Here is a 23427-nt window from a genome sequence, read left to right as displayed (position 1 = left end):
ATATAAATTATAATTTGATAAAATTGTTCTCGATGTCATAAAGACATATTTAAAGCCAACGGATTTCGTTTTGGACGTTAAGCTAAGGGACATTTGGGCATTTAGCAAATAACCGTAAAATCTTGAGTAAAAGTAGGTGGTCTTTTACTCACTTTCTATTTTTTAGGTATAAATAAAGTTTTCAATCTTAATATTTTCTCTTTTCTTAAGTGTATTTTTACTGCTTTTACTGTTTTGTCGTTATATTTTTTATAAAACTCAATAGCATAAATAGGTTTTTTTGTTTTTTTATCTTCAACAAAACTTTTTTTAATTTCTGAAAAGTTTTCTATTATATCAGGAATTTTTGTAATGAATTTTAAATCTTTTGAATGGTTTTTATTTGTATGCCTTATATCATGGCTATTTATTTCACATTTGTATTCATCAAAGTTTTTGAATAAAATTTTCTTTAGTTCAATTTGTGTATTTAGTGGTAAATCAAAAAAAACACTATCTACGAATTGTTTGTTTTCTAATGATTTTTTTATTAACTCTTCAATCTCTTTTTCTAAATCCAAATAATAGCCCCTTTAAAATTTCAAAACTATATCCAATTTTAAATAATGAATATATAAGAATAAATCAACTAAAATGCTCTAAAGATTGAAAAATTTGGGATACTAAAAAGGGATACTAAAGTTAAAAAGTATCCCAAAAGTGGGATACTTTTGCCCTTTTTGTAAACACCTATTTCTGAAAAAACAGTAAGTAAAGGACGATTTTATGGGGGTTTCTAAAGCATATTTCGCAGCTGGTTGTTTCTGGGGAGTAGAGTATTATTTTCAAAAAGTAGCTGGTGTAAAAAGTGTAATTTCAGGATATATGGGTGGATTTATAGAAAATCCAACTTATGAAATAGTTTGTAGTGGGTTTAGTGGTCATTTAGAAACTATTGAAGTTGAATTTGATGAGACAATTGTAAGTTTTGAAAAATTAGCAAAACTATTTTTTGAAATACATGACTTTACACAAACAAACGGGCAAGGTCCAGATATAGGAAGTCAATATTTATCAGCTATATTTTATAGTGACATTGAACAAAAAACTATAAGTGAGAATTTGATAAAAGAGCTTGAAAATAAGGGCTTTAAAGTTGCTACAACTTTATATGAAAAAGGCATTTTTTATAAAGCAGAAGAGTATCATCAAAATTACTATGAAAGACATCAAAAGATGCCTTATTGTCATAGTTATAGAAAAATATTTTAGTTTTGTGTTCCTAAAATATAGTAAATTGGTTTATTAGGCAATTTTTCTAAATTTACATTATATTTACTTGCCCAATGTGAAACTGTGTCATGAAATTCTTCTAAAATTTCTTTAGATTCACTCTCTTCACATTTTATTTTTAGATAGTTTGTAGTATTTGACAATGCAACATAAGCATTCATTTTTTTAAGATGATCATTTAAAGATAAAATGTGTTTTGCGAATTTGTCAAAACCTTGTGTAACTTCTATCATTTTTTCAGCTTGTTTCAAAGAAGCTTCATTTTGTGAATAACCTAATTGTGATAATATAACTTCAGCAGATACTTCTAATTGCATTTCAATCCTTTATTATATATTTAATATATACTATCAAAAAGTTTTTTAATTACAATTAAAACTAAAATGTAATTCTTCTTATGTATAATATAAGAAAAGAAACAAAAAAAGGGAACGAGATGTCATTTGATAAGTATTATGATAAAGATAGAATAAATAATGCAACTATGAATTTAGATAATTTTATAGATAAATTAAAAGATGAAAATGGAAGTTTTATTAGCGAGTTGCATTCAAAATTTTTATACAGAACACAAGAAGAAGTTTTACGACCATATCAAGTAGAGTTGATAAAACTTCAAAATCATCTTGAAAAAAAGAATGAAAAAATGATTATTCTAATGGAAGGAAGAGATGCTTCAGGAAAAGGTGGAGCAATAAGAAGAATAACTAGATATATGAATGAAAAACATTATCGTGTGGTTGCACTTGGAAAGCCATCAGATGTTCAAAAAACTCAATGGTACTATCAAAGATATGTTGAACAATTTCCAAAAGGTGGAGAGATAGTAATATTTGATAGAAGTTGGTATAACCGTGCAATGGTTGAACCAGTTTTTGGATTTTGTACACAAAAAGAGTATGAAGTATTTATGAAAAGTGTTCCTGGATTTGAAGAAGACTTGATAGACCATGGAATACATTTTTTGAAAATTTATTTATCAGTTACAAAAGATGAACAAGCAAAAAGATTTGCTGAGCGTGAAGAAAATCCCCTAAAACAATGGAAACTAAGTGAAATTGATTTACAAATGCAAAGTCGTTGGGATGAATTTACTCAAAAAAAATATGATATGTTAAAATATACAAATACAGAAAAATCTCCTTGGATAATTATAAGAAGCGATAGTAAATTTTTAGCAAGATTAAATTCAATAAAAGTTATTTTGAATTCAGTTGATTATGAAGGTAAAGATGAAAGACTTGATTTTAGTGTAGATAAAGATATTGTTACTACTGCTGAAAAAGAGTTAGAAATTATGGATATGAAAAGAAAAGAGAGTGAATCATAAGGAGTTTAGATGTCTGTATTACTTCAAATGGCAATGTTTCCTACTGATAAAAGTGAAAGTAAAAGTAAAGAAGTTTCTGAAGTTATAAAAATAATCAAAGATAGTGGCATGAATTATCAACTTACTTCAATGGCAACTATTATTGAAACTTCTACTATGAAAGAAGCTTTAGCTTTGGTAGAAAAATGTTATTCAAGATTAGAAGAATTAGGGTGTAGTAGAGTTTATGCAACACTAAATTTTGATATTAGAATAGGGCATGAAAATAGGTTAAAAACAAAAATAGAATCTGTTGAAAAACATATTGGAGAAGTTTCAAAATAGTCTAAAATAGACTTTTTTGAACTCCTATTTCATTTTCTCCTAAAGCTTTTAATTTAAAAGTGTGTCTATGAATATCACTTCTTCCAAACTCTTTTATAGCTTCAATATGTGCTTTTGTTCCATAACCTTTGTGTTTGTGAAAATCATATTTAGGATAAAGTGATGAAATTTCATCCATAAATCTATCTCGGCTAACTTTTGCTAAGATTGAAGCAGCACTAACTTGTGCATATTTTGCATCTGCTTTTATCTCTTTTTGTAAAATTTGTATTCCAAAATTTGTATTTCCATCCATCAAAAATGAGTTTGAAAACTCTTTTAAATTTTCTATAATTTCTAAAATAGAGCTTTTTAAACAAAAACTTATACCTTTTTCATCTATTAATTTTGCATCACTAAAAACAATATGGTATTTTGATTTTTCTTTTATTTCATCAAATAGTTTTTCTCTTTTTTTTTCACTTAAAACTTTTGAATCATTCAATCCTACAATATCTTCTAAAAGAATAACTCCAGCAACAACTAATGGACCAGCAAGTGGACCACGACCTGCTTCATCAATACCGCATAAATTTTTCATAAAAGCCTTTAAATATTTTTTAAAAAGTATTATAATAAAAAATATATTTTTACTAAGACTTGACAAAGAAAGACTAAAGTTATATAATTCTTTAGCAGTTAAATATAAGGAGTGCTAAATGAGTAATAATATTTTTGAGAAAATGACAAATCAAATGCAAGAGACAATAGATTCAAGTGTTGCCCTTGCTTTACATAATAAAAATCAAGAAGTAGAAGTTGTTCATCTTCTTTGGGCTTTATTGACAAACACAAATTCAGTATTAAATCAGTTATTAAATAAAATGAATGTTAATAAAGCAGCAATTGAACTTGAAGCAAAATCAAATGCTAGCAAACTTTCAAGTGTAAGTAGTGTTACAAAAGAGAATATAAAATTATCAAGAAATTTACTTTCAAGCTTACAAAAAGCAGAAGGTCAAATGACAAGTAATGGAGATAAATTTATAGCCATTGATACTTGGCTTGTTTCAAACTTTGATAATCAAACAGTAAAAGATGTTTTAGGAAAATATATAGATTTGAAAGAAGCAAAAAAAGAGCTTGAAGCTATGCGTGCTGGAAAAACTATTGATAGCAATAGTGGTGATGATAACTTAGAAGCTTTAAGTAAATATGGAATAGATTTAAACAAAAAAGCAATTGATGGTGAACTTGACCCAGTTATTGGAAGAGATGAACAAATCACTAGAATGATGCAAATACTAATAAGAAAAACAAAAAATAATCCAATTTTGTTAGGAGAACCAGGAACTGGAAAAACTGCAATTGCTGAGGGACTTGCTCAAAGAATAGTAAATAAAGATGTTCCAACAAGTTTACTAAATAAAAGAGTTGTAAGTCTTGATATGAGTGCTTTAATTGCAGGTGCAAAATATCGAGGAGAGTTTGAAGATAGACTAAAATCTGTTATTGATGAGGTTAAAAAAGCTGGAAATATAATTTTATTTATTGATGAAATTCATACAATTATTGGAGCAGGTGCAAGTGAAGGAAGTATGGATGCAGCAAACATCTTAAAACCTAGTCTTGCTCGTGGTGAACTTCATACTATTGGTGCAACAACTTTAAAAGAGTATAGAAAATATTTTGAAAAAGATGCAGCGATGCAAAGAAGGTTTCAACCAGTTAAAGTTGATGAACCAACAGTAAATGAAGCTTTACAAATTTTAAGAGGTATAAAAGAGAGACTTGAAACACATCATAATGTAACTATAAATGATAGTGCATTAGTTGCAGCGGCAAAACTATCAAATAGATATATAACAGATAGATTTTTACCTGACAAAGCAATAGATTTAATAGATGAAGCAGCAGCAGAACTTAAAATGCAAATTGAGAGTGAACCAACAGCTTTATCACATATAAAAAGAGAGATTCAAACTTTAAATGTTGAAAAAGAAGCTCTTAAAATGGAAAAAAATAAAAAGAACGAAGAGAGACTTATTCAAATAGAAAAAGAGTTAGCAAATAAAAATGAAGAGAAACAAAATTTAGAAGCTAGATTTGAAAATGAAAAACAAACTTTTAATGCAGTAAGTGAATTAAAAGCAAAAATTGAAGAGTTAAAAACAAAAGCAAATATTGCTAAACGAGAATCAAAATTTGAAGAAGCTGCAAAAATAGAGTATGGAGAAATCCCTGCACTTGAAGCAAAAATAAAAGAAAATGCTCAAAAATGGGAGCAAATGCAAAAAGAGGGAACACTTTTAAGAAATAGTGTTGATGAAGAAGCAATAGCAAGTATAGTTTCAAGATGGACTGGAATTCCAGTTAATAAAATGATGGATAGTGAAAAACAAAAAGTTTTAAAAGTTGAAGAGGTTTTAAAACAAGATGTTATTGGTCAAGATGAAGCTATAAAAGCAATAAGTCGAGCAATAAAAAGAAATAAAGCAGGGCTTAGTGAAACTTCTCGACCAATAGGAAGTTTTTTATTCCTTGGACCAACAGGAGTTGGAAAAACAGAGAGTGCAAAAACTTTAGCAAAATTTTTATTTGATGATCCAAAATCATTGATTCGTTTTGATATGAGTGAATATATGGAAAAACACGCAGTTTCTAGACTTGTTGGAGCGGCTCCTGGTTATGTTGGATATGAAGAAGGTGGTCAATTAACTGAAGCAGTAAGAAGAAAACCTTATAGTGTAATTTTATTTGATGAGGTAGAAAAAGCGCATCCTGATGTATTTAATATACTTTTACAAGTTCTTGATGATGGAAGATTAACTGATAATAAAGGTGTTACAGTTGATTTTAAAAATACAATTATTATTTTAACTTCAAATATAGGAAGTGCAAGAATAATTGAAATTAGCGATAAAGAAGAGAGACGAAAAGCTGTTTTAGATGAGTTGAAATCTCATTTTAGACCTGAATTTTTAAATAGACTTGATGATATTGTTATTTTTGAACAATTAAATTTAAGTGCTATTACAAATATTGTAAATATTTTATTTAATAACATTAAGAAAAAAGTAGAAGAAAAAGATATAAAAATTTCTTTAACACAAAATGCAAAAGAGTATATTGCAAAAATTGGATTTGACCCAGTTTATGGTGCAAGACCATTAAAACGAGCTATTTATGAAATAGTTGAAGATAAACTTGCTGATTTAATTTTAGAAGATAAAATAGGTGAAGGAAGTAGTGTAGAGTTTGATGTTCAAAATGATGAAGTAATTACAAAGATTTCTTAAATATATAAAGAGATTTTAAGTAAATCTTAAATATAATCCTCAACTTATTTAGTGAATATAGAGGAAAGACTAAGATGAAAAGAACATATCAACCACATAATACTCCTAGAAAAAGAACTCACGGGTTCAGAGTAAGAATGGCTACTAAAAATGGTAGAAGAGTAATTAATGCAAGAAGAGCTAAAGGTAGAAAAAGATTAGCTGTTTAAGTAAAGATCATAGGATAAATAATCCTAAAGAGTTTAATAAACTATATAAAAGCGGCAAAAGTTGGCATACTACCAGCTTTGTCGCTTTTTTTAGTTCTAATACTATACTTAGAGCTGCATTTGTTACTTCAAAAAAAGTTGGAAATGCAGTAAATAGAAATAAAGCCCGACGAAGAATGAGGGCTTTATTCGCTTCTTATGAAAATCAACTAGTAGTTGGTAACTATATATTTGTCGCAAAAATTGCTATTCATGATAGAAATTTTTTAGAATTAAAAAAAGATTTTGATTTTGCTTTAAAGAGATTAGAACTCCTAAAATGAAGTGGCTTTTTAAATATTTAATAAGATTTTATCAAAAATATTTAACAATTTTATCTTTTGGTTCGTGTAGATATTATCCAACTTGTTCTCAATATGCATTATGGCAGTTAGATAATAATACTTTTTTTAAGGCGATTTATTTTACAATATTGCGCATATTAAAGTGTAATCAACTTTTTGATGGTGGATTTGATTATCCTATAATCAAATTAAAAAAAAATCAAAATATCAACTATAATAAAATCAAAATAGTATATTGGTATGTGCCATTAAAAAATGGGAAGTATTTAGTAGTAAAAAATCGGGAGTGGAAAAAGAATAATGAATAACTTAAATCAGAACAATGGTATGCAAAAACGAATGATAATTATGACAATAGTCGTTTTTGTATTTTTTATAGCTTATGAGTTTTTAGTTTTAAAGCCTCAGCAAGAAGCAAAAATGGCTCAAGCTAAAATTGAACAAGAGCAAAAACAAAATTCAGCACCGGAAGTTAGTACATCTCAAGTAGTAGCTGAAAATTCTGTAAATACACCAAATGTTGATACGATATCTTCAAAAAATGTATCAAATTCTCAAATCGTTTCTGTTATTAAAACGGCAAAAAATATTATCGAAATAGATAATTTAGGGAGAGTTGCTCAAGTAACTTTAACAGAAGAGAAATATAAAGATGAAAATGGTGCTCAAATAAAATTATTTGAAGCAAATCAGTTAAAACCTTTAGAAGTAAGATTTGCTGATATTAATGTAAATGAAGAAGCTTTTAAAATAAATGTGCTTCCAAGTTCTTCAAGTATTGATGCAACGCAAGAAAAACAAGAGTTAGTTTTAACTCAAACTCTTACAAATACAGTTCTAACAAAAAAATTCACAATTTATCCTGATGGACATTATGACTTAACTGTAAGTTCAACAAATGATAAGGCATTCTTTATTTCAAATGGATTTAGACCAAATGTATTAGTAGATATGTATGCAGTTCATGGATTTATTACTAAATTAAATGATGATAGCTTAACAACAATAGAAGATGGTGGTTCAAAGAAAAATGAAAATTTTGTAGGTTCAAAATTTATATCTAATTTTGATAGATACTATGCAACAGTTATTTATAACTTTGAAAAATCATTACAAGTTACAGTAATGCCTGATGATTCTAATAATCCACAAGCATTTATTCATTCTTCTGGAAATACTACATTTTCAGGATATATTGGACCAAAAAATCATAGAGTTTTAGAAAGCTTAAATCCTGAACTAATCGATGTTATAGATTATGGATGGTTTACATTTATAGCTAAACCTATGTTTGTTCTTTTACAATTTTTACAAAGTTATATTGGAAACTGGGGTTGGACAATAGTTGCTCTTACAATTTTAGTAAAACTTGTTTTATATCCTTTATCATATAAAGGTATGGTATCTATGCAAAAGCTAAAAGATTTAGCTCCAAAAATGAAAGAGATACAATTAAAATATAAAGATGATAAACAAAAACAATCTATGCATATGATGGAACTTTATAAAAAACATGGTGCAAATCCAATGGGTGGATGTTTACCATTACTTTTACAAATTCCAATTTTCTTTGCAATATATAGAGTTCTAATTAATGCTATTGAGTTAAAAGGTGCTGAGTGGATTTTCTGGATTCATGATTTAGCAGCAATGGATCCATTTTTTGTTTTACCAATTTTAATGGGTGCTACAATGTATATCCAACAAAAAATTACACCAACAACAGTTCAAGATGAGTTACAAAAGAAAATATTCCAACTTTTACCAATTATTTTCACATTCTTCTTCCTATGGTTCCCAGCAGGTTTAACACTTTATTGGTTTGTAAATAACTTATTTACAATAGGGCAACAATATGTTATAAATAAAACATTTGAAAGAAAAAGAGCCGAACATAAGTAAGGGAACAAAAAAGGGAAACTCATGAAAAAATTTGAAGCAGATAGTTTAGAAAAAGTTTATGAACTAGCACGTGCAGAATTTAGCTGCTCTGTTACTGAATTAGAAATAGAGATTATTCAACAACCTACAAAAGGTTTTTTAGGTTTTGGAAAAAAGAGTGCAATTATTTGTGCTTATTGTAAAAATAGTTCTAAATCAGATATTCAAGAGTCTAAAAATTATAAAAATAAAGATGTTAAAATAGAAGAATTTTCTGAAAGAATTGAAAATGCAGCTAGAGTTGAAGAAAAAAGTTGTTCAACACAAAATGAGAAAAAAGATAATTTATCAAAAGTTCCAAAAGTAGAAGGAAAAGAAAAAATATTTGATAACTTTTATAATGAAGAAGATTCAAATATGGAAATTTCAAAACTTGTGATTAAAAAAACAAGAGATGAAATTTTAAATGAAGTAAAAGATGGAATACATCTTTTATTTGGATCTACTTGTTATAAAATTGGGCAAGTTAATGTCTCTTTTTATGATGATGAAACTTTGTATATAGAGTTTTTAGGGGAAGATTCAGCTTTATTAATTGGTAAAGAAGGATATAGATATAAAGCATTATCATATATTTTATTTAACTGGATAAATGAAAAATATGGTTTAATGTTAAGACTTGAAGTTGCTGAATTTTTAAAAAATCAAGAAGAAGCAATTCATGCTTATTTAGAGCCAATAATAGAACAAATAAGAGAAAAAGGAAGTTTTAAAACTAAACCTCTTGATGGAATTTTAGTTCATATTGCTTTAAAAAGATTAAGAGATGAATTCCCTGATAAATATGTTGCAGTAAAAACAAATATTAGAGGTGAAAAATATGTACTTGTAAATGAGTACAGAGCAAGAGAAATTTAATCTTGTTTGAAAATGATACTATTGTTGCTATTGCAACAGCAAATGGAATTGGCTCAATTTCAATAGTTAGAGTTTCAGGAGCAAAAGCTCTTGAAATAGCTACAAAAATCTCAAAAAAAAATAACTTCCAAGCAAGACTTGCAACTTTATCAACAATTTATGATTCAAAAAATGAGATTATTGATGAAGCTTTAGTGATATATTTCAAAGCACCATTTTCTTTTACAGGTGAAGATGTAGTCGAGTTTCAATGTCATGGTGGAGTTGCAATTGCAAATATGATAGTTGATGAAGTTCTAAAATATAGTGCAAGATTAGCAAATCCTGGAGAATTTTCAAAACGAGCTTTTTTTAATAATAAAATAGATTTAACAAAAGCAGAAGCTATATCAAAAATTATTGAAGCAAGAAGCGCAGATGCAGTAAAACTTTTAGCACGGCAATTAAAAGGTGAATTAACAAATTTTGTAAATGAAATAAGAGAAGACTTACTTTTTATGTTAGCTTATACTGAAGTTTCTATTGATTATGCAGAAGAGGATTTGCCAACTGATATTTATGAGCAAATTGAAAATAAAATACAAAAAATTACTTTAAAGTTATCAAATACTTTGGAAGCTAGTCGAAGACGAGAAGGAATGATAGAAGGTTTTAAAGTCGCAATTATTGGAAAACCAAACGTTGGTAAGTCTTCACTTTTAAATAAACTTTTAAATTTTGATAGAGCAATTATAAGTGATATTGCAGGAACAACTAGAGATACTATTGAAGAGAGTGTTCGTATAGGAACACATATTATAAAAATAGTTGATACAGCTGGTATTCGAGATGCTAGTGATGTAATAGAAAAAATTGGAATAGAAAAATCAATCCAAGCTATAAATGAAGCTGATATCGTAATAGCTTTGTTTGATAATAGTAAAATTTGTGATGATGAAGATAAAAAAATATTAGATTTGATAAAAGAAAATTCAAATAAAAAAGTAATAGTAGTTTTAAATAAGTCAGATTTACAAAATCAATTTGATAAAAATGTACTGGAGTCTTTTATAGAACTTTCAACAAAAGAAGATATAAATCCACTTATAAAAGAGGTTGAAACTATTTTAGATTCAAATACTTTTGGTGATGACATAACTTTGGTTTCAAAAAGACAAGTTAATTCAGTTGAAGATACTTTATATAATATAAATATAGCTAAAGAACCACTAAAAAGTGGTGAATTAGAGTTTTTTGCACACTTTATAACACAAGCCTTAGAAGATATTTCATCAATCACAAGACCTTATGACAACGACGAAATGTTAGATGTTATGTTTGGTGAATTTTGTTTAGGTAAATAAAATGAAAAAGAATCTTATTTTAGTTTTTTTATTATTTAGTTTTTCAAATGTTCTAGCAGATCAATGGGATGGTTTTTTTAAAGAGACAGGTTTTCCAAGAAAAGTAATAGATGATGGAAGTGTTGTAAAAGGTAAAATTTATCAAGCAAAAGTAACTTATCAGATAAAAAATAATGATGGTATAAAAGGTAATTTTGAAAATAGTGATAGTGCAAAAGTAACAGTTACAAATACAAAGGGTACCGTTTTATCAACAAATAAATTTATGACAGCAACAGAACTTAGAACTTGGGCTAGAAGTAACTTTACAGAGATTTTTTCATATATTATTGGTGATGCAAAATTGGATAAAAAAACTCTGATGGAACTTACAAATTTAGCTTCAGTAGTACTTTTAGATAAAAACTTAGATTAAACTATGTTTTTATCTTTATAAAGGTTTTTCATAACTTATTAATTTTGCATTATTTTTTGAAATATCAATCCAACTATTACAATCAAATTCTATTTCCATAATTGCACCTTCTTCAAATTTTTCTTTAAATCCTACAAGAGTAACACCCAAAGCTGTTAAAGATGGATTATGTCCAACTAATAACATAGAATCAACTGTATCATAAGTGTAAGTGATAGTTTCAAGTAATTCATTTAAAAATGCCATATATAAGACTTCATTTAACATAACAGTTTTATTGTAATTTAACTCTTGTGCAAAAATCTCAGCAGTTTGTCTTGTTCTTATCGCTGGACTTGCAACTATTAAATCTATATTTGGATTCTTTTTAGCAAAATTTTGAGCCATAATTTTTGCTTTTTCTTTTCCATCTTCACTTAATTCTATGTCATAATCGTAATTGTTTGATTTTTCATCATCTTTTGTTGTGTGTCGTACAAGATAAAGTTTTTTCATAATAACTCTCAAAAAATAATTTTATAATGGCTGGATTTTAGCTATTTTTGTATAAATAAAGTATAAAATGCGACTATAAAGCCTTAAAGGAGATATATGAAAGTTTTAAAAAGCTTTATAAAGATTACTATTTATATTCTAATATCTATTTTTTCTTTTATAATAATTTATTTATCAAGTGAATATTTTTTATCAAGATGGAGTGTTGCTGAAGTTTCTTCATTGGATAAAAAATATCAAATTTTTATAAAATCAAATGGTGTTCATACAGATATAGTTTTACCTATAAAAAGTGATATTATAAATTGGTCTGAACTTTTTCCTTTTGAAAATACTTTGAGTAAATCAACTGATTTTTCTTATGTTGGAATAGGTTGGGGAGATAAAGGTTTTTATTTAGATACTCCAACTTGGAGTGAACTAAAAGTATCAACAGCACTTATTGCAGGAACTGGACTTGGAAATGCAGCTTTGCATATAACTTATTATAAAGATATTTTAGAAGATGACTTAACTTATTCTATGAAAATAGATGAAAATCAATATAAATCTATTATTTTATCAGTAAAAAAAAGTTTACAATGGTTAAATGAAAAACCAATTTATATAAATACGACTGCTCAATATGGGCAAAATGATGCTTTTTATGAAGCAATTGGGAGTTATAGCATATTTCACACTTGTAATACTTGGACAAATAATGTTTTAAAAAATGCAAATTTACTTTCAAGTAAATGGGTTGCTTTTGATGATGGAATATTATATCAATACAAAAATAGATAAAATTTTCATTAACAAATATTTGTTAAAATTAGAAAAAATTTTAGGAGAGGATTATGGAACAAACTAAAACTATATTTTTACTTACATTTTTAACTGTTATATTTGTATTTGTTGGTTACTCTTTTGGAGGAACAAATGGTATGTTAATAGCATTTTTAATTGCCTGTGGAATGAACTTTTATGCTTATTATTACTCAGACCAGCAAGTTTTAAAACACTATAATGCTATACCTTTAGATGATGCTAAACATCCAGTTTATAGAATAACTCAGAAATTAACTCAAAAAGCAAATCTTCCTATGCCAAAAGTTTATTTGATACCTGATCATACACCAAATGCTTTTGCAACAGGAAGAAATCATGAACACGCAGCCGTTGCAGTTACGATGGGACTTTATGAAATGTTAAATGAAGAAGAACTTGAAGGAGTAATAGCTCATGAGTTATCTCATATAAAACATTATGATATTTTAATAGGAACTATTGCAGCAGTTTTTGCAGGTGCTATTGCTATGATTGCGAATATGATGCAATTTAGTGGAATGATGGGAAATAATAGACAAAATTCAAATCCGATAGTTATGATAATTATGGCTATATTACTTCCTATTGCTGCTTCAATTATTCAAATGACAGTTAGTAGAAGTAGGGAATATATGGCAGATGAAGGAGCAGCAAGGCTTACAGGAAATCCAGCTGGTTTACAAAGTGCTTTAGGTAAACTTGAAAATTATGCTAGAAGTGGACACCAAATAAATAATGCAACAGAACAAACTGCTCATATGTTTATAATAAATCCATTTTCAGGATTAAAATCAACATTAGGAACACTTTTTAGAACACATCCTACAACTGCTGATAGAATTGCACGTCTTGAAGAGTTAAAAAGCGAATTAAGAAAATAGGCATAAAAAAAGCAACCCTTGACCAAAGAGTTGCTTTATGTTGAAATTATAATCAAAAATTTTTAAACCAAAGCTTAATCTACTAAAAGTTCTGGTCGATATTCAAAATGCATAGTATCAAAGTGGTACCATCTTCCACCCCAAATAAATCCATATTTTTCAAAAATCTCGACTATTTCTAATGGTATTTTATTTTTATATTCTATTTTTCCATCTTTTTCATCCCATTGCCAATAGTTTGAAAAGTCCAAATTTATATCAATTGCAATACCAAAACTATGAACACTAAGTCTATTTGTACGACTAATTTTTCGATAGTTATAAACTCCACTTGGATTTAAAACAAATTTTTTTAAATCTAATGGTAGATTTTCTAATTCATTTGAAATAGCTTCAAGTTTTTTATCAACATCATTTATTTTTGTAACAGCTAAAGTCTTATTCTGACTTTTTGGTAACCATTTTATTTTTACTAGATTTTTTTCAACTTCTTTTTGAGTTTTTCCATACATTTTTTGAAAAAATGGTTCAAATCTTGCTCTTCCTGCATCTTCATTAAAGTTTGGAATATAGTTTTTATTTTCTTTTACTTTTATGTATTTTGTTGTTAATTGTTCTTTTAAAGAGGCATTATTTAGTCTATCTTCGTAAGATTTATACTCTTTTTTTTCATCAAAAATCATTTTAGTATCATCATTCCAAATGATTTGATTATTTGAATACTCTTTTAAAAAATCAGGATATGCTTTGATTAGTTTTTGCGCTAGATTTTCATCTGCAAATAGATTTATTGATAAGAAAATGAGAAAAAAAAGTCTATTTTTCATAGACTTTTTTGATATTCTCCATTTTTGAAGATAGATTTAGTAATACCATATCAGCAAGAACCAATGCCATCATAGATTCAGCAACAACACTTCCTCGTACTGCTACACAAGGATCATGTCTTCCTTTTAGATTACAATTAACTTCGTTGTTATAAATATCGATAGTTTCTTGTTCAATAAAAATAGATGGAGTTGCTTTAAAATAAACTTTTACATTTATTTCATCACCATTTGATATTCCACCAAGTATTCCACCACTATGATTTGTTTTAAATCCAGTTTTTCTTATTTGGTCATTATTATCATAGCCTTTTACTTTTGAAGCTAATATTCCATCACCAATTTCAACAGCTTTTACTGCATTTATACTCATCATTGCATTTGCTATTTGAGAATCTAGTTTAAAATATAATGGTTCACCTAATCCAATAGGGCAATTTTTTACATTTACAAGAGCAACTCCACCAACACTATTGTGAGAGTTTCTAGCCTCTAAAATAGCATTTTTTTGCTCTTCTTCTACGTTTTTATCTAAAGCATAAATTTCAGAATCTTTTACATTTTCAAAATCAAAGTTTGAGGCTTTTATTCCATTTATTTCACAAATACCACTTCTAATGTCGATATTTAGTTCTTTTAAAAGTAGTTTTGCTATTGCACCAGCAGCAACTCTTGCAGCAGTTTCTCTAGCACTACTTCTTCCTCCACCTCTATAATCTCTTATTCCATATTTATTAAAATATGTAAAATCAGCATGACCAGGACGGAATAAATCTTTTATATTTGAATAATCACCAGATTTTTGATTTTCATTAAAAATTATCATTGAAATAGAAGTTCCAGTAGTGATTCCTTCAAAAACTCCACTTAAAATTTCTACAACATCACCTTCTTTTCTTTGAGTTGCAAATTTATTTTGCCCAGGTTTTCTTCTATCCATTTCACTTTGGATGAACTCTTCATCAATTTTTATACCAGCAGGAACTCCATCAACTATACAACCAAGAGCTTTTCCATGAGATTCACCAAAAGTAGTAAATCTAAATCTATGTCCAAAAGTATTCAAATATTACTCCTCTTTTAGTTTATCTATTGCAATTTTTGCTACAGCTTGCTGAGCTAATTTTTTACTTTTCCCACTTGCTTTTCCATAATTTTTTCCATCAATCCAAATAGAAACTTCAAACTCTTTTTTATGGTCAGGTCCATATGAACCTTCTATTTTATATTCTGGAATTGAAGCAAATCTAGCTTGAGTTATCTCTTGAAGAGCTGTTTTATAATCACTAAATAAAACATCAAGATTTATTTTGTCATAAGATTCTTCTAAAATTCTAAGGATAATTGGTTTTAAAGTATTAAGTCCTGATTCAAGATAAATTGCACCCATTATAGCTTCAAAGGCATCAGATAATATAGAAGCTTTAGTTCTTCCTTTATTTCTCTCTTCTGCAGTTGAAATAAAGATATATTCACCTAGTTTTATCTCATTTGCAAGTCTTGTAAATCCTGTTTCATTTACTAAACTTGCTCTTATTTTTGATAATTCACCTTCATTTGATTTTGGGAATTTTAAATATAAATATTCTCCAACAATCAAATTTAAAACAGCATCACCTAAAAACTCTAATCTTTCATTGTTATAGGGTTTTTTATAGCTTTTATGAGTAAGTGCTTCGATTATCAGATTTTTATTTTTAAACTGATAATCCAAGCACTTCTCTAACTTAGAGTAGTCGCTCATATATAGTTCCTTTTATTAAATTTTGCGAAAGTATAACACATCTTTTATTATTGTAAAGATTGATTTGGTTCATAAAAAGATTTAGTTAAATTATGTTTTACATTAAAAGTCAAAATACTATGGCATTGTGGACATCTCGTATCAAAAAATGGATGAGAGTGTTTACATGAAGTACAAATAAATTCAAAATCTAAAGAAGCATTTACTTTATGTTCATGTTTATTTATAAGTATTAGGATATCTAAATCAAAATCATTACTATGGTCTAAACTATTTATATATCCTTTTGCATTATATAACTCTTCTAAAAAAGAGTTTTTTTCTATTTTGTCAAAGTTTATATCATCATAATTTAAATACCACATAATATCAATAAATTTTGAACAATCAAATTCATTTATATGTTCCCAAAAAAACGGTTTATTAAAGTGGATTAAAAAAGTTGCAAATATTCTTTCTATTATTTTATTTTCTTTAAAGATTTCATATAAAATTTCAGTTCTTTTTTCATAAGATAAAATTGAATCATTTAATACTATTAAAGTATCTAAATAAATTTTATCAATTTTCATATCTGTATTTAGTTCTTCCAAACATAGTGCAACTTCTTTTGCTTTTTCATAATCTTTTAGTTTTTCATATACTAAAAGCAAATATTTTAAAGCAGTTTTATTATGAGCAGAGAATTTTAAAATTTTTAAAAAAACATCTTTTGATCTTTGTAAAAAACCACCTTTAAAATAAGTAGTTCCTAAAAGTTCAAGTAATTCTTCTTTTTTTACTCTTTCATTTATATGTTCAAGTAATGCTAAATATACAGAAATAGCTTTATTGTAATCACCTTTGTATAAAAAAGATGATGCTAATAGCAAAATTGAATCAAAAGGAAGATTGTAAGTTTTATATAAATGTACGTAGTCTTCTTCTTTTAGTTTACCAAGTTCAAATCTAAGTGATAATTTTCGATAATCTTTTCTTGCATTTCTCTCTTTATAAATACCAAAAGAGTAGGTAAAAAATGATATTAAAAAGATTAGGGCTACAACTATTATTATTCCAAAAAGTGGGTCTCTATATTCTAAAACTAAATTATCCAAATAAAAACCTTTATTAAATGTTATTAGCTATTATCCTAACATAAAAGTTCATATAAAAAAATAAAAGTGTATAATTCCGCCATGATAAAAAAAGAGTCAATAGAAAATTTAAAAAACCACCTTGATGTTGTTGATGTAATTTCACAATTTATAGAGATAAAAAAAGCTGGTGCAAATTTTAAGGCTTGTTGCCCTTTTCATGGAGAAAATACTCCTTCTTTTGTAATCAGTCCAGCAAAACAAATTTATCATTGTTTTGGATGTGGTGTTGGAGGTGATTCTATAAAATTTGTTATGGAATATGAAAAATTATCATATCCAGAAACAATAGAAAAATTAGCTTCAATGTATAATTTTACTTTGGACTATGATAGCTCAACAGAAAAAAAACAAGATATAAAAATACTAGAAGATGTAAATAAGTTTTATCAAAAACTTTATATAAATAATGAACAAGTTAAAAACTATATAAAAGATAGAGGAATTTCTGATTTTAGTGTTCAAAAGTTTGAAGTAGGTTATGCTCCAGCTTCTATTGATACAATAAATTTTTTAAAATCAAACCATTTTAATTTAAGTGAAGCAATAGACTTAGGAGTTATTGATACAGGAGCAAATGGGCTTTATTCTCGATTTATAGAAAGAATTACTTTTCCAATCTATTCAATAAATGGAAAACTTGTAGGTTTTGGTGGACGAACTATAAGTGGACATAATGCAAAATATGTAAACTCTCCTCAAACAAAACTTTTTAATAAATCAAAGCTTTTATATGGTTATAACTTAGCAAAAGAAAAAATTTATAAAACAAAACAAATCATTATTTGTGAAGGATATTTAGATGTAATTATGCTTCATCAAGCTGGATTTGATATTGCAGTTGCAACACTTGGAACAGCTCTTACAGCTGAACATTTGCCACTTTTAAGAAGAGGTGAACCAAAAGTAATTTTGGCTTATGATGGTGATAAAGCTGGGCTAACTGCTGCTTTTAAAGCTTCAGTGATGCTAAGTCAAAGTCAGTTTGAAGGTGGAGTTGTAATATTTAGTGATAATCAAGACCCAGCAGATATGGTAAAAGCTGGAAAAATTGAAGAATTAAATAAAATCTTTTTAAATCCTCAAAGTTTTATACCGTATGCAATAGATTATATAATTTCAAAATATGAAATAAATGATCCAATACAAAAACAAAAAGCACTTACAGAAGCAAATGATTATTTAAAATCTTTAAGTTTATTAAACCAAGACGAATACAAAAGATATATAGCTCAAAAATTAAATATTAGAGAAAATCTAGTTAAAATTAGTTCCGATAAACAAAGAACAAATCAAGTTAGCTTGTCAAAAATAGATATTGCTGAACTTTGTATAATAAAATCGATTTTAGAAAAACCTCAAAGATTAGATTCTGTTTTAGATATAGTAGATATTTCTATGTTTGAATATCATAAAACTGAATTTGAACTTCTTTTAAATGATATAAAAGATAGTTCTTTAAATGCTATTGTTTTAAATGAAAAGCTCGAAAATTACGATGATGAAAGACTAAATCAAGAGCTTTTAGTTCTTTTGCACAAGTTTTATACAAATAAATTAATGGCTATTTCTTATGATAAAGAACTAGAATTTAAGCAAAAAGCAAATATGATTAGGAAAATTAAAGATAATATATATCAGCTAAAACAAGGTAAACTTGTAAGCTATAATTTATAAAATAATTTTAGAAATGGGTGTTAGACTTAAAGAAAGTTTAATCTAATTTAAGATAATATTCCCGTTCGAAAAAATAGAAATTGTATGAAAAGTATCAACTTTATCCATATAGAATTGAATTAGAGGAAGACAGATGTACGCAATTATCAAATGTGGTGGAAAACAGTATAAAGTTTCAGAAGGTGATATCCTAGATATAGACTATACTGGTAAAGCTGCAAAAGAAACTTTAGAAATCACTGATGTTTTAGCTATAAACAATGGTGAATTAAAAACTGGTGCTGCTGTTGCAAATGCAAAAGTAGAAGCAGTTGTTGTTTTAGATGGTACGGGTGTAAATAGAGCGAAAAAAGTTATCATTTACAAAAAAAGAAGAAGAAAAGATTCTAAATTAAAAAGAGGTTTCAGAAGAAGCTTCACAAAAGTTAGAATTACAAAAATTGCTGCATAAGCATAAAAGTTAAGGAGAAGAATTATGGCTCACAAAAAAGGTCAAGGTAGTACACAGAATAATAGAGATTCAGCTGGTAGAAGACTTGGGGTTAAAAAATATGGTGGTGAAGTTGTAAGAGCTGGAAATATCATTATTAGACAAAGAGGTACAAGAGTACACTTAGGTCAAAATGTTGGTATGGGAAAAGATCATACAATCTACTCTTTAATTGATGGTGTTGTAAAGTTTGAACAAAAAGATAAGAATAGAAAAAAAGTTTCAGTTTACGCTGCTTCTTAATTCTAAAATTATCTAGTTTTTTTAAAGGGTGTATGCTTTAGCATTCACCCTTTTTTTATTTAAAATTACATAAATAGTTAAAAGTTAAATAGAATTTTAGTTTTTAATTATTTATTTTAGGAAATTAATATGTTTATAGATAGTGCTAAATTTACTGTTATATCTGGAAAAGGTGGACAAGGTTGTGCATCATTTAGAAGAGAAAAGTTTGTTGTTCAAGGAGGTCCTGATGGTGGGGATGGTGGAAAAGGTGGAAATGTCTATTTTTTAGTAGATAATAACACAGATACATTATCAAGCTATAAAGGGCGAAAGCTTTTCAAAGCGGAAAATGGTAAACAAGGAATGGGTGGGAATATGACTGGAAAATCTGGTGATTCCTTAGTTTTAGTGGTACCTCCTGGTACTCAAGTAATAGATGATGAAACAAATGAAGTTTTATTTGATTTACTTGAAAATGGAGAGAAAATTTTATTCTTAGAAGGTGGAAAAGGTGGACTTGGAAATGTTCACTTTAAAAATTCTAGAAATCAAAGACCGACATATTTTCAACCAGGACTTCCAGGTTCTACAAAAAATATAAGATTAGAGTTAAAACTAATCGCAGATGTTGGACTTGTAGGTTATCCAAATGTTGGTAAATCTACTTTGATATCTGTAACATCAAATGCAACTCCTGAAATTGCAAACTATGAATTTACAACACTTACTCCAAAATTAGGAGTTGTTGAAGTTGGAAATTATAACTCTTTTGTTATGGCTGATATTCCAGGAATTATTGATGGTGCAAGTGATGGAAAAGGTCTTGGTTTAGAGTTTTTAAAACATATAGAAAGAACAAAAACTTTACTTTTTGTAATTGATGTTGCAAATTATAGAACAATGATTGATCAATATCAAGTTTTAAAAGAGGAAGTTGCTAAATTTTCAAATGAATTATCAAAAAGAAATTATGCAATTGCTTTAAGTAAAATTGATGGATATTATGGTGAAAATTTAGAAGAAGATATAAAAAATTTTATAAAAGAAATAGGCTTAGAACAAAGTAACTCAAATGAATTTAAATTTGAAACTGAATACCCATATTTTGTTCAAGATACAATCTATTCTAGATTTGATAAAAGTAAACCTTATTTTGTTTTACCTATTTCATCTTTAACTAAATATAATATAAAACAACTTGAATTTGCACTTTATGAGTTGCTAGGACAAGATAAATGAAAAGATTGGTTATAAAAGTTGGAACAGCAGTTTTAACAGAAGATAATAAAAAACTAGCATTGGATAGAATTCAAAATCTTGTAAAATTGATTGCAAAATTAAAAAATGAAAAAAATCTAGAAGTTATTTTAGTATCTTCTGGTGCTGTTGGTGCTGGATATACTGTCTTACAACTTGATAAAAAAATTCTTGCAAATAAACAAGCTCTTGCAGCAATTGGTCAGCCAAAATTGATGAAAACATATCAAGAAATGTTTGAAGAATATGGTATAACAGCTGCACAAATGCTTTTTATAGCAGATGATTTTGATTCAAGAAAAAGATCTAAAAATGCTAAAAATGTTATGGAAAATCTACTTAAAAATAAGATATTGCCTATTATAAACGAAAATGATGTTATTGCAACTGAAGAACTTATTGGTGACAATGATCAACTTGCAGCTTATATAACACACTATTTTAAAGCAGATATGTTAGCAATTTTAACGGATATTGATGGATATTATGACAAAAATCCAAGAGAATTTAGTGATGCAAAACTTCAAAAGATTGTAAATGAAATTTCTCAAGAAGAGTTAGAAAAAGTTCCTAGTGCAAATTCGAAATTTGCAACAGGTGGAATAGTAACAAAACTAAAAGCTGCTGATTTTTTAATGCAAAAGAATATTCCTATGTATCTAAGCAGTGGATTTGATTTGACAAATGCTTATGATTTTTTAGTTGAAAATAATCATAATAGTGGAACAATTTTTAAAAAATAAGGATAAATTTTGGAAAAAAAAGTTCTATTTATGGGAACACCTTCTTATGCAACTGAGATTTTTAAAAAGTTATTAAGTAGTAATTATGAAGTTATAGGATTATTTACTCAACCTGATAAACCAGTTGGAAGAAAACAAGTTTTAACGCCTCCTGATATAAAACAATTTTGTATTGATAATAGTATAAATATTCCTATTTTTCAGCCTGAAAAATTAAGAGATAATTTAGCTGCTTATCTAGTTATAAAAGAGTTAAAACCTGATTTTATAATTGTTGCAGCTTATGGGCAAATATTACCAAAAGAGATTCTAAAACTTGCTCCTTGCATAAACTTACATGCTTCTCTTTTACCTAAGTATAGAGGAGCAAGTCCTATTCAAGAATCACTTTTAAATGATGATAACTTTACTGGTGTTACTTCTATGTTTATGGAAGAAGGGCTTGATAGTGGAGATATTTTAGCTTTACAATATCTAAAAATAACTCCTACGATGGAAGTTTCTGAAGCTTTTTCTAAATTATCTTTAATTGCAGCAGACCTTACGATAACAACTTTAGATAATTTTGATAGATTAAATCCAATAAAACAAAATGAAAGCGAAGTAAGCTTTTGTAAAAAAATAAAAAAAGAGAATGGTTTAGTTGATTTTAGTGATGCAAAAAATCTTTTTCTAAAATATAAAGCTTACTCTTTTTGGCCAGGAATTTTTTTAGAATCAGAACTGAAATTAAAAGATATTGAATTGATAGAAGAAACTTCACAAAATGAAGCTGGAAAAATTTTAGATATTTGTAAAGATTATATAATTGTTGGATGTAAAAAAGGCAGTTTAAAAATAAAAACTTTACAAGCTCCATCTAAAAAAGCTATAAATTCTGTTGATTTTGTAAGAGGACAAAGAGTAGAAATTGGCGATATTTTAGCGTAAAAAATTACGCTAAATATGTAGTAAACATAGTAATTGTAATAAGGCTTAATAAAACTCCCAAAACAAGGGAATTTATAGCAATTTTTTCATCCAATCCACCTTTTATTGCTAAAACTGTTGCCATAGTCATCGGTGGCATCGCAACTTCTATGATAGTAACTTTTACCCAAGTTTGATCAATTCCATAAAAATATTTGAATCCAATTAAAATAATTATCGGAAATACAATCATTTTTAAAATCATTGCAACAGAAACTATATGTAATCGTGCAAAAATATTTTTTAGTTCCAATTTCATACCAATTGCAATCATAGCAAGAGGAACTAAAGTTGAACCAAGAGTTTTTGATGTTAGCATTAAAAAGTTTGGTATTTCAAAATTTTTTAATATCAAAGTAACAAAAAACATAATTGCTGGCGGAAATAAAAAAATTGATTTAGAAATCAATTTTAGGCTATTTTTTTTACCATTTCCCCATGTAATTATAAACATTCCAATTGATATTAAAAGTAAAAAAGAACCAAAAATATCATATATCAAACCATAAACTATGTAGTCTTGACCGTAAAATGCGTCTATATAAGAAAAACCTATAAAAGAGGTATTCCCAAATGTTGCCATAATCATAAATGTAGCAAAATAAGTTCTATTTAATCTCATTAATTTACCAATTAAATAAGCAAGAAAGAGATTAACTAAAATGAAACACATAAACATTAAGACTAATCCAACGATTCTTTGGTCAAGAATTAGAGGATAAATTTTAGAAAAAACAATAGCTGGAAGTGAAAAATATATAACAAAATCAATAAGTTGTTTAGAATTATCCTGATAAATAACTTTAAATAAATATCCTAAAACTAAATAAATAGCTATTGGTAAAACTGGGTCTAACACTTC

Annotated in this window: 28 protein-coding genes; 19 read left to right on the top strand and 9 right to left on the bottom strand. The window is 27.2% G+C overall.

Annotated features, from left to right (window positions below):
- Positions 1 to 155: 155 nt before the first annotated feature.
- Positions 156 to 560, bottom strand: a complete 405-nt coding sequence (locus tag B0175_RS10300) for a PBECR3 domain-containing polyvalent protein (protein ID WP_108528467.1) — start codon at positions 558 to 560, stop codon at positions 156 to 158.
- A gap of 205 nt (positions 561 to 765) precedes the next feature.
- Between B0175_RS10300 and msrA the strand changes: the two genes are divergently transcribed.
- Complete coding sequence (gene msrA, locus B0175_RS10295) at positions 766 to 1251, top strand: peptide-methionine (S)-S-oxide reductase MsrA (RefSeq protein ID WP_108528466.1); 486 nt, start codon at positions 766 to 768, stop codon at positions 1249 to 1251.
- Here the strand turns inward: msrA and B0175_RS10290 are convergent.
- Complete coding sequence (locus B0175_RS10290) at positions 1248 to 1589, bottom strand: hypothetical protein (RefSeq protein WP_108528465.1); 342 nt, start codon at positions 1587 to 1589, stop codon at positions 1248 to 1250. The two genes, msrA and B0175_RS10290, sit on opposite strands and share 4 nt — an antisense overlap.
- 119 nt (positions 1590 to 1708) lie before the next feature.
- On the opposite strand from B0175_RS10290, the gene ppk2 reads away from it, so the two are divergent.
- Positions 1709 to 2602, top strand: coding sequence for a polyphosphate kinase 2 (gene ppk2, locus B0175_RS10285; RefSeq protein WP_034226666.1), 894 nt, complete (start codon positions 1709 to 1711; stop codon positions 2600 to 2602).
- 9 nt (positions 2603 to 2611) lie between these two features.
- Complete coding sequence (locus B0175_RS10280) at positions 2612 to 2926, top strand: MTH1187 family thiamine-binding protein (protein WP_004509860.1); 315 nt, start codon at positions 2612 to 2614, stop codon at positions 2924 to 2926.
- Between the two features lies 1 nt (position 2927).
- Here the strand turns inward: B0175_RS10280 and B0175_RS10275 are convergent, their stop codons facing one another.
- Positions 2928 to 3506, bottom strand: a complete 579-nt coding sequence (locus B0175_RS10275; protein ID WP_046997765.1) for a ribonuclease HII — start codon at positions 3504 to 3506, stop codon at positions 2928 to 2930.
- Positions 3507 to 3624: 118 nt separating this feature from the next.
- On the opposite strand from B0175_RS10275, the gene B0175_RS10270 reads away from it, so the two are divergent.
- From B0175_RS10270 to B0175_RS10235, 8 genes are all read left to right on the top strand, one after another.
- On the top strand, positions 3625 to 6204 hold the full coding sequence (locus B0175_RS10270) for an ATP-dependent Clp protease ATP-binding subunit (protein ID WP_108528464.1): 2580 nt from the start codon (positions 3625 to 3627) through the stop codon (positions 6202 to 6204).
- A gap of 74 nt (positions 6205 to 6278) precedes the next feature.
- On the top strand, positions 6279 to 6413 hold the full coding sequence (gene rpmH, locus B0175_RS10265; protein ID WP_004509857.1) for a 50S ribosomal protein L34: 135 nt from the start codon (positions 6279 to 6281) through the stop codon (positions 6411 to 6413).
- Positions 6401 to 6736: a ribonuclease P protein component gene (gene rnpA, locus B0175_RS10260; RefSeq protein WP_146175192.1), complete on the top strand. Its 336-nt coding sequence runs from the start codon at positions 6401 to 6403 to the stop codon at positions 6734 to 6736. Before rpmH ends, rnpA begins: the two co-directional genes overlap by 13 nt.
- On the top strand, positions 6733 to 7065 hold the full coding sequence (yidD, locus tag B0175_RS10255) for a membrane protein insertion efficiency factor YidD (RefSeq protein ID WP_004509855.1): 333 nt from the start codon (positions 6733 to 6735) through the stop codon (positions 7063 to 7065). The genes rnpA and yidD overlap by 4 nt, the downstream gene beginning before the upstream one ends.
- Complete coding sequence (gene yidC / locus B0175_RS10250) at positions 7058 to 8659, top strand: membrane protein insertase YidC (protein WP_108528462.1); 1602 nt, start codon at positions 7058 to 7060, stop codon at positions 8657 to 8659. The genes yidD and yidC overlap by 8 nt, the downstream gene beginning before the upstream one ends.
- A gap of 21 nt (positions 8660 to 8680) precedes the next feature.
- On the top strand, positions 8681 to 9556 hold the full coding sequence (locus tag B0175_RS10245) for a Jag N-terminal domain-containing protein (protein WP_108528461.1): 876 nt from the start codon (positions 8681 to 8683) through the stop codon (positions 9554 to 9556).
- Between the two features lie 2 nt (positions 9557 to 9558).
- Positions 9559 to 10899, top strand: coding sequence for a tRNA uridine-5-carboxymethylaminomethyl(34) synthesis GTPase MnmE (gene mnmE, locus B0175_RS10240; protein WP_108528460.1), 1341 nt, complete (start codon positions 9559 to 9561; stop codon positions 10897 to 10899).
- A gap of 1 nt (position 10900) precedes the next feature.
- The gene (locus tag B0175_RS10235) at positions 10901 to 11314 is read left to right on the top strand and encodes a hypothetical protein (RefSeq protein WP_108528459.1); all 414 of its coding nucleotides are present in this window, start codon (positions 10901 to 10903) and stop codon (positions 11312 to 11314) included.
- 15 nt (positions 11315 to 11329) lie between these two features.
- Here the strand turns inward: B0175_RS10235 and B0175_RS10230 are convergent, their stop codons facing one another.
- Positions 11330 to 11809, bottom strand: coding sequence for a SixA phosphatase family protein (locus B0175_RS10230; protein ID WP_004509849.1), 480 nt, complete (start codon positions 11807 to 11809; stop codon positions 11330 to 11332).
- 96 nt (positions 11810 to 11905) lie between these two features.
- On the opposite strand from B0175_RS10230, the gene B0175_RS10225 reads away from it, so the two are divergent.
- Together B0175_RS10225 and htpX are read left to right on the top strand one after the other, a co-directional pair.
- Entirely contained in the window at positions 11906 to 12592 is a 687-nt protein-coding gene (locus tag B0175_RS10225) for a TIGR02117 family protein (RefSeq protein ID WP_108528458.1), read from the top strand.
- A 53-nt stretch (positions 12593 to 12645) separates the two neighbouring features.
- A complete protein-coding gene (htpX, locus tag B0175_RS10220; protein ID WP_108528457.1) occupies positions 12646 to 13497 on the top strand; it encodes a zinc metalloprotease HtpX in 852 nt (283 codons plus the stop codon).
- Positions 13498 to 13571: 74 nt separating this feature from the next.
- Here htpX and B0175_RS10215 read toward each other — a convergent pair whose 3' ends face one another.
- Genes B0175_RS10215 through B0175_RS10200 form a run of 4 tightly spaced genes read right to left on the bottom strand, consistent with a single transcriptional unit; the run spans position 13572 to position 17165 of the window.
- Positions 13572 to 14324, bottom strand: coding sequence for a M15 family metallopeptidase (locus B0175_RS10215; protein WP_108528456.1), 753 nt, complete (start codon positions 14322 to 14324; stop codon positions 13572 to 13574).
- A complete protein-coding gene (gene aroC, locus B0175_RS10210) occupies positions 14314 to 15390 on the bottom strand; it encodes a chorismate synthase (RefSeq protein ID WP_108528455.1) in 1077 nt (358 codons plus the stop codon). The genes B0175_RS10215 and aroC overlap by 11 nt, the downstream gene beginning before the upstream one ends.
- Before the next feature lie 3 nt (positions 15391 to 15393).
- Positions 15394 to 16068: a ribonuclease III gene (rnc, locus tag B0175_RS10205; protein WP_108528454.1), complete on the bottom strand. Its 675-nt coding sequence runs from the start codon at positions 16066 to 16068 to the stop codon at positions 15394 to 15396.
- 47 nt (positions 16069 to 16115) lie between these two features.
- On the bottom strand, positions 16116 to 17165 hold the full coding sequence (locus B0175_RS10200) for a tetratricopeptide repeat protein (RefSeq protein WP_108528453.1): 1050 nt from the start codon (positions 17163 to 17165) through the stop codon (positions 16116 to 16118).
- 81 nt (positions 17166 to 17246) lie between these two features.
- On the opposite strand from B0175_RS10200, the gene dnaG reads away from it, so the two are divergent.
- From dnaG to fmt, 6 genes are all read left to right on the top strand, one after another.
- Positions 17247 to 18881, top strand: coding sequence for a DNA primase (gene dnaG, locus B0175_RS10195; RefSeq protein ID WP_108528452.1), 1635 nt, complete (start codon positions 17247 to 17249; stop codon positions 18879 to 18881).
- Positions 18882 to 19014: 133 nt separating this feature from the next.
- The gene (rplU, locus tag B0175_RS10190; protein ID WP_004509841.1) at positions 19015 to 19332 is read left to right on the top strand and encodes a 50S ribosomal protein L21; all 318 of its coding nucleotides are present in this window, start codon (positions 19015 to 19017) and stop codon (positions 19330 to 19332) included.
- 24 nt (positions 19333 to 19356) lie between these two features.
- Complete coding sequence (rpmA, locus tag B0175_RS10185) at positions 19357 to 19614, top strand: 50S ribosomal protein L27 (protein ID WP_004509840.1); 258 nt, start codon at positions 19357 to 19359, stop codon at positions 19612 to 19614.
- Between the two features lie 129 nt (positions 19615 to 19743).
- A complete protein-coding gene (obgE, locus tag B0175_RS10180; protein ID WP_004509839.1) occupies positions 19744 to 20835 on the top strand; it encodes a GTPase ObgE in 1092 nt (363 codons plus the stop codon).
- A complete protein-coding gene (gene proB / locus B0175_RS10175) occupies positions 20832 to 21596 on the top strand; it encodes a glutamate 5-kinase (RefSeq protein WP_012147595.1) in 765 nt (254 codons plus the stop codon). Before obgE ends, proB begins: the two co-directional genes overlap by 4 nt.
- A gap of 30 nt (positions 21597 to 21626) precedes the next feature.
- Positions 21627 to 22526, top strand: a complete 900-nt coding sequence (gene fmt, locus B0175_RS10170; RefSeq protein WP_210004361.1) for a methionyl-tRNA formyltransferase — start codon at positions 21627 to 21629, stop codon at positions 22524 to 22526.
- Between the two features lie 4 nt (positions 22527 to 22530).
- On the opposite strand, the gene B0175_RS10165 is transcribed toward fmt, so the two are convergent.
- A complete protein-coding gene (locus B0175_RS10165) occupies positions 22531 to 23424 on the bottom strand; it encodes an AEC family transporter (RefSeq protein WP_004509836.1) in 894 nt (297 codons plus the stop codon).
- Positions 23425 to 23427: the final 3 nt, after the last annotated feature.

It is taken from the genome of Arcobacter lacus (genome assembly GCF_003063295.1).
GTDB lineage: Bacteria > Campylobacterota > Campylobacteria > Campylobacterales > Arcobacteraceae > Aliarcobacter > Aliarcobacter lacus.
Note: the sequence above shows the minus strand (reverse complement) of the source record. Positions and strands in the feature narration are given on the sequence as shown.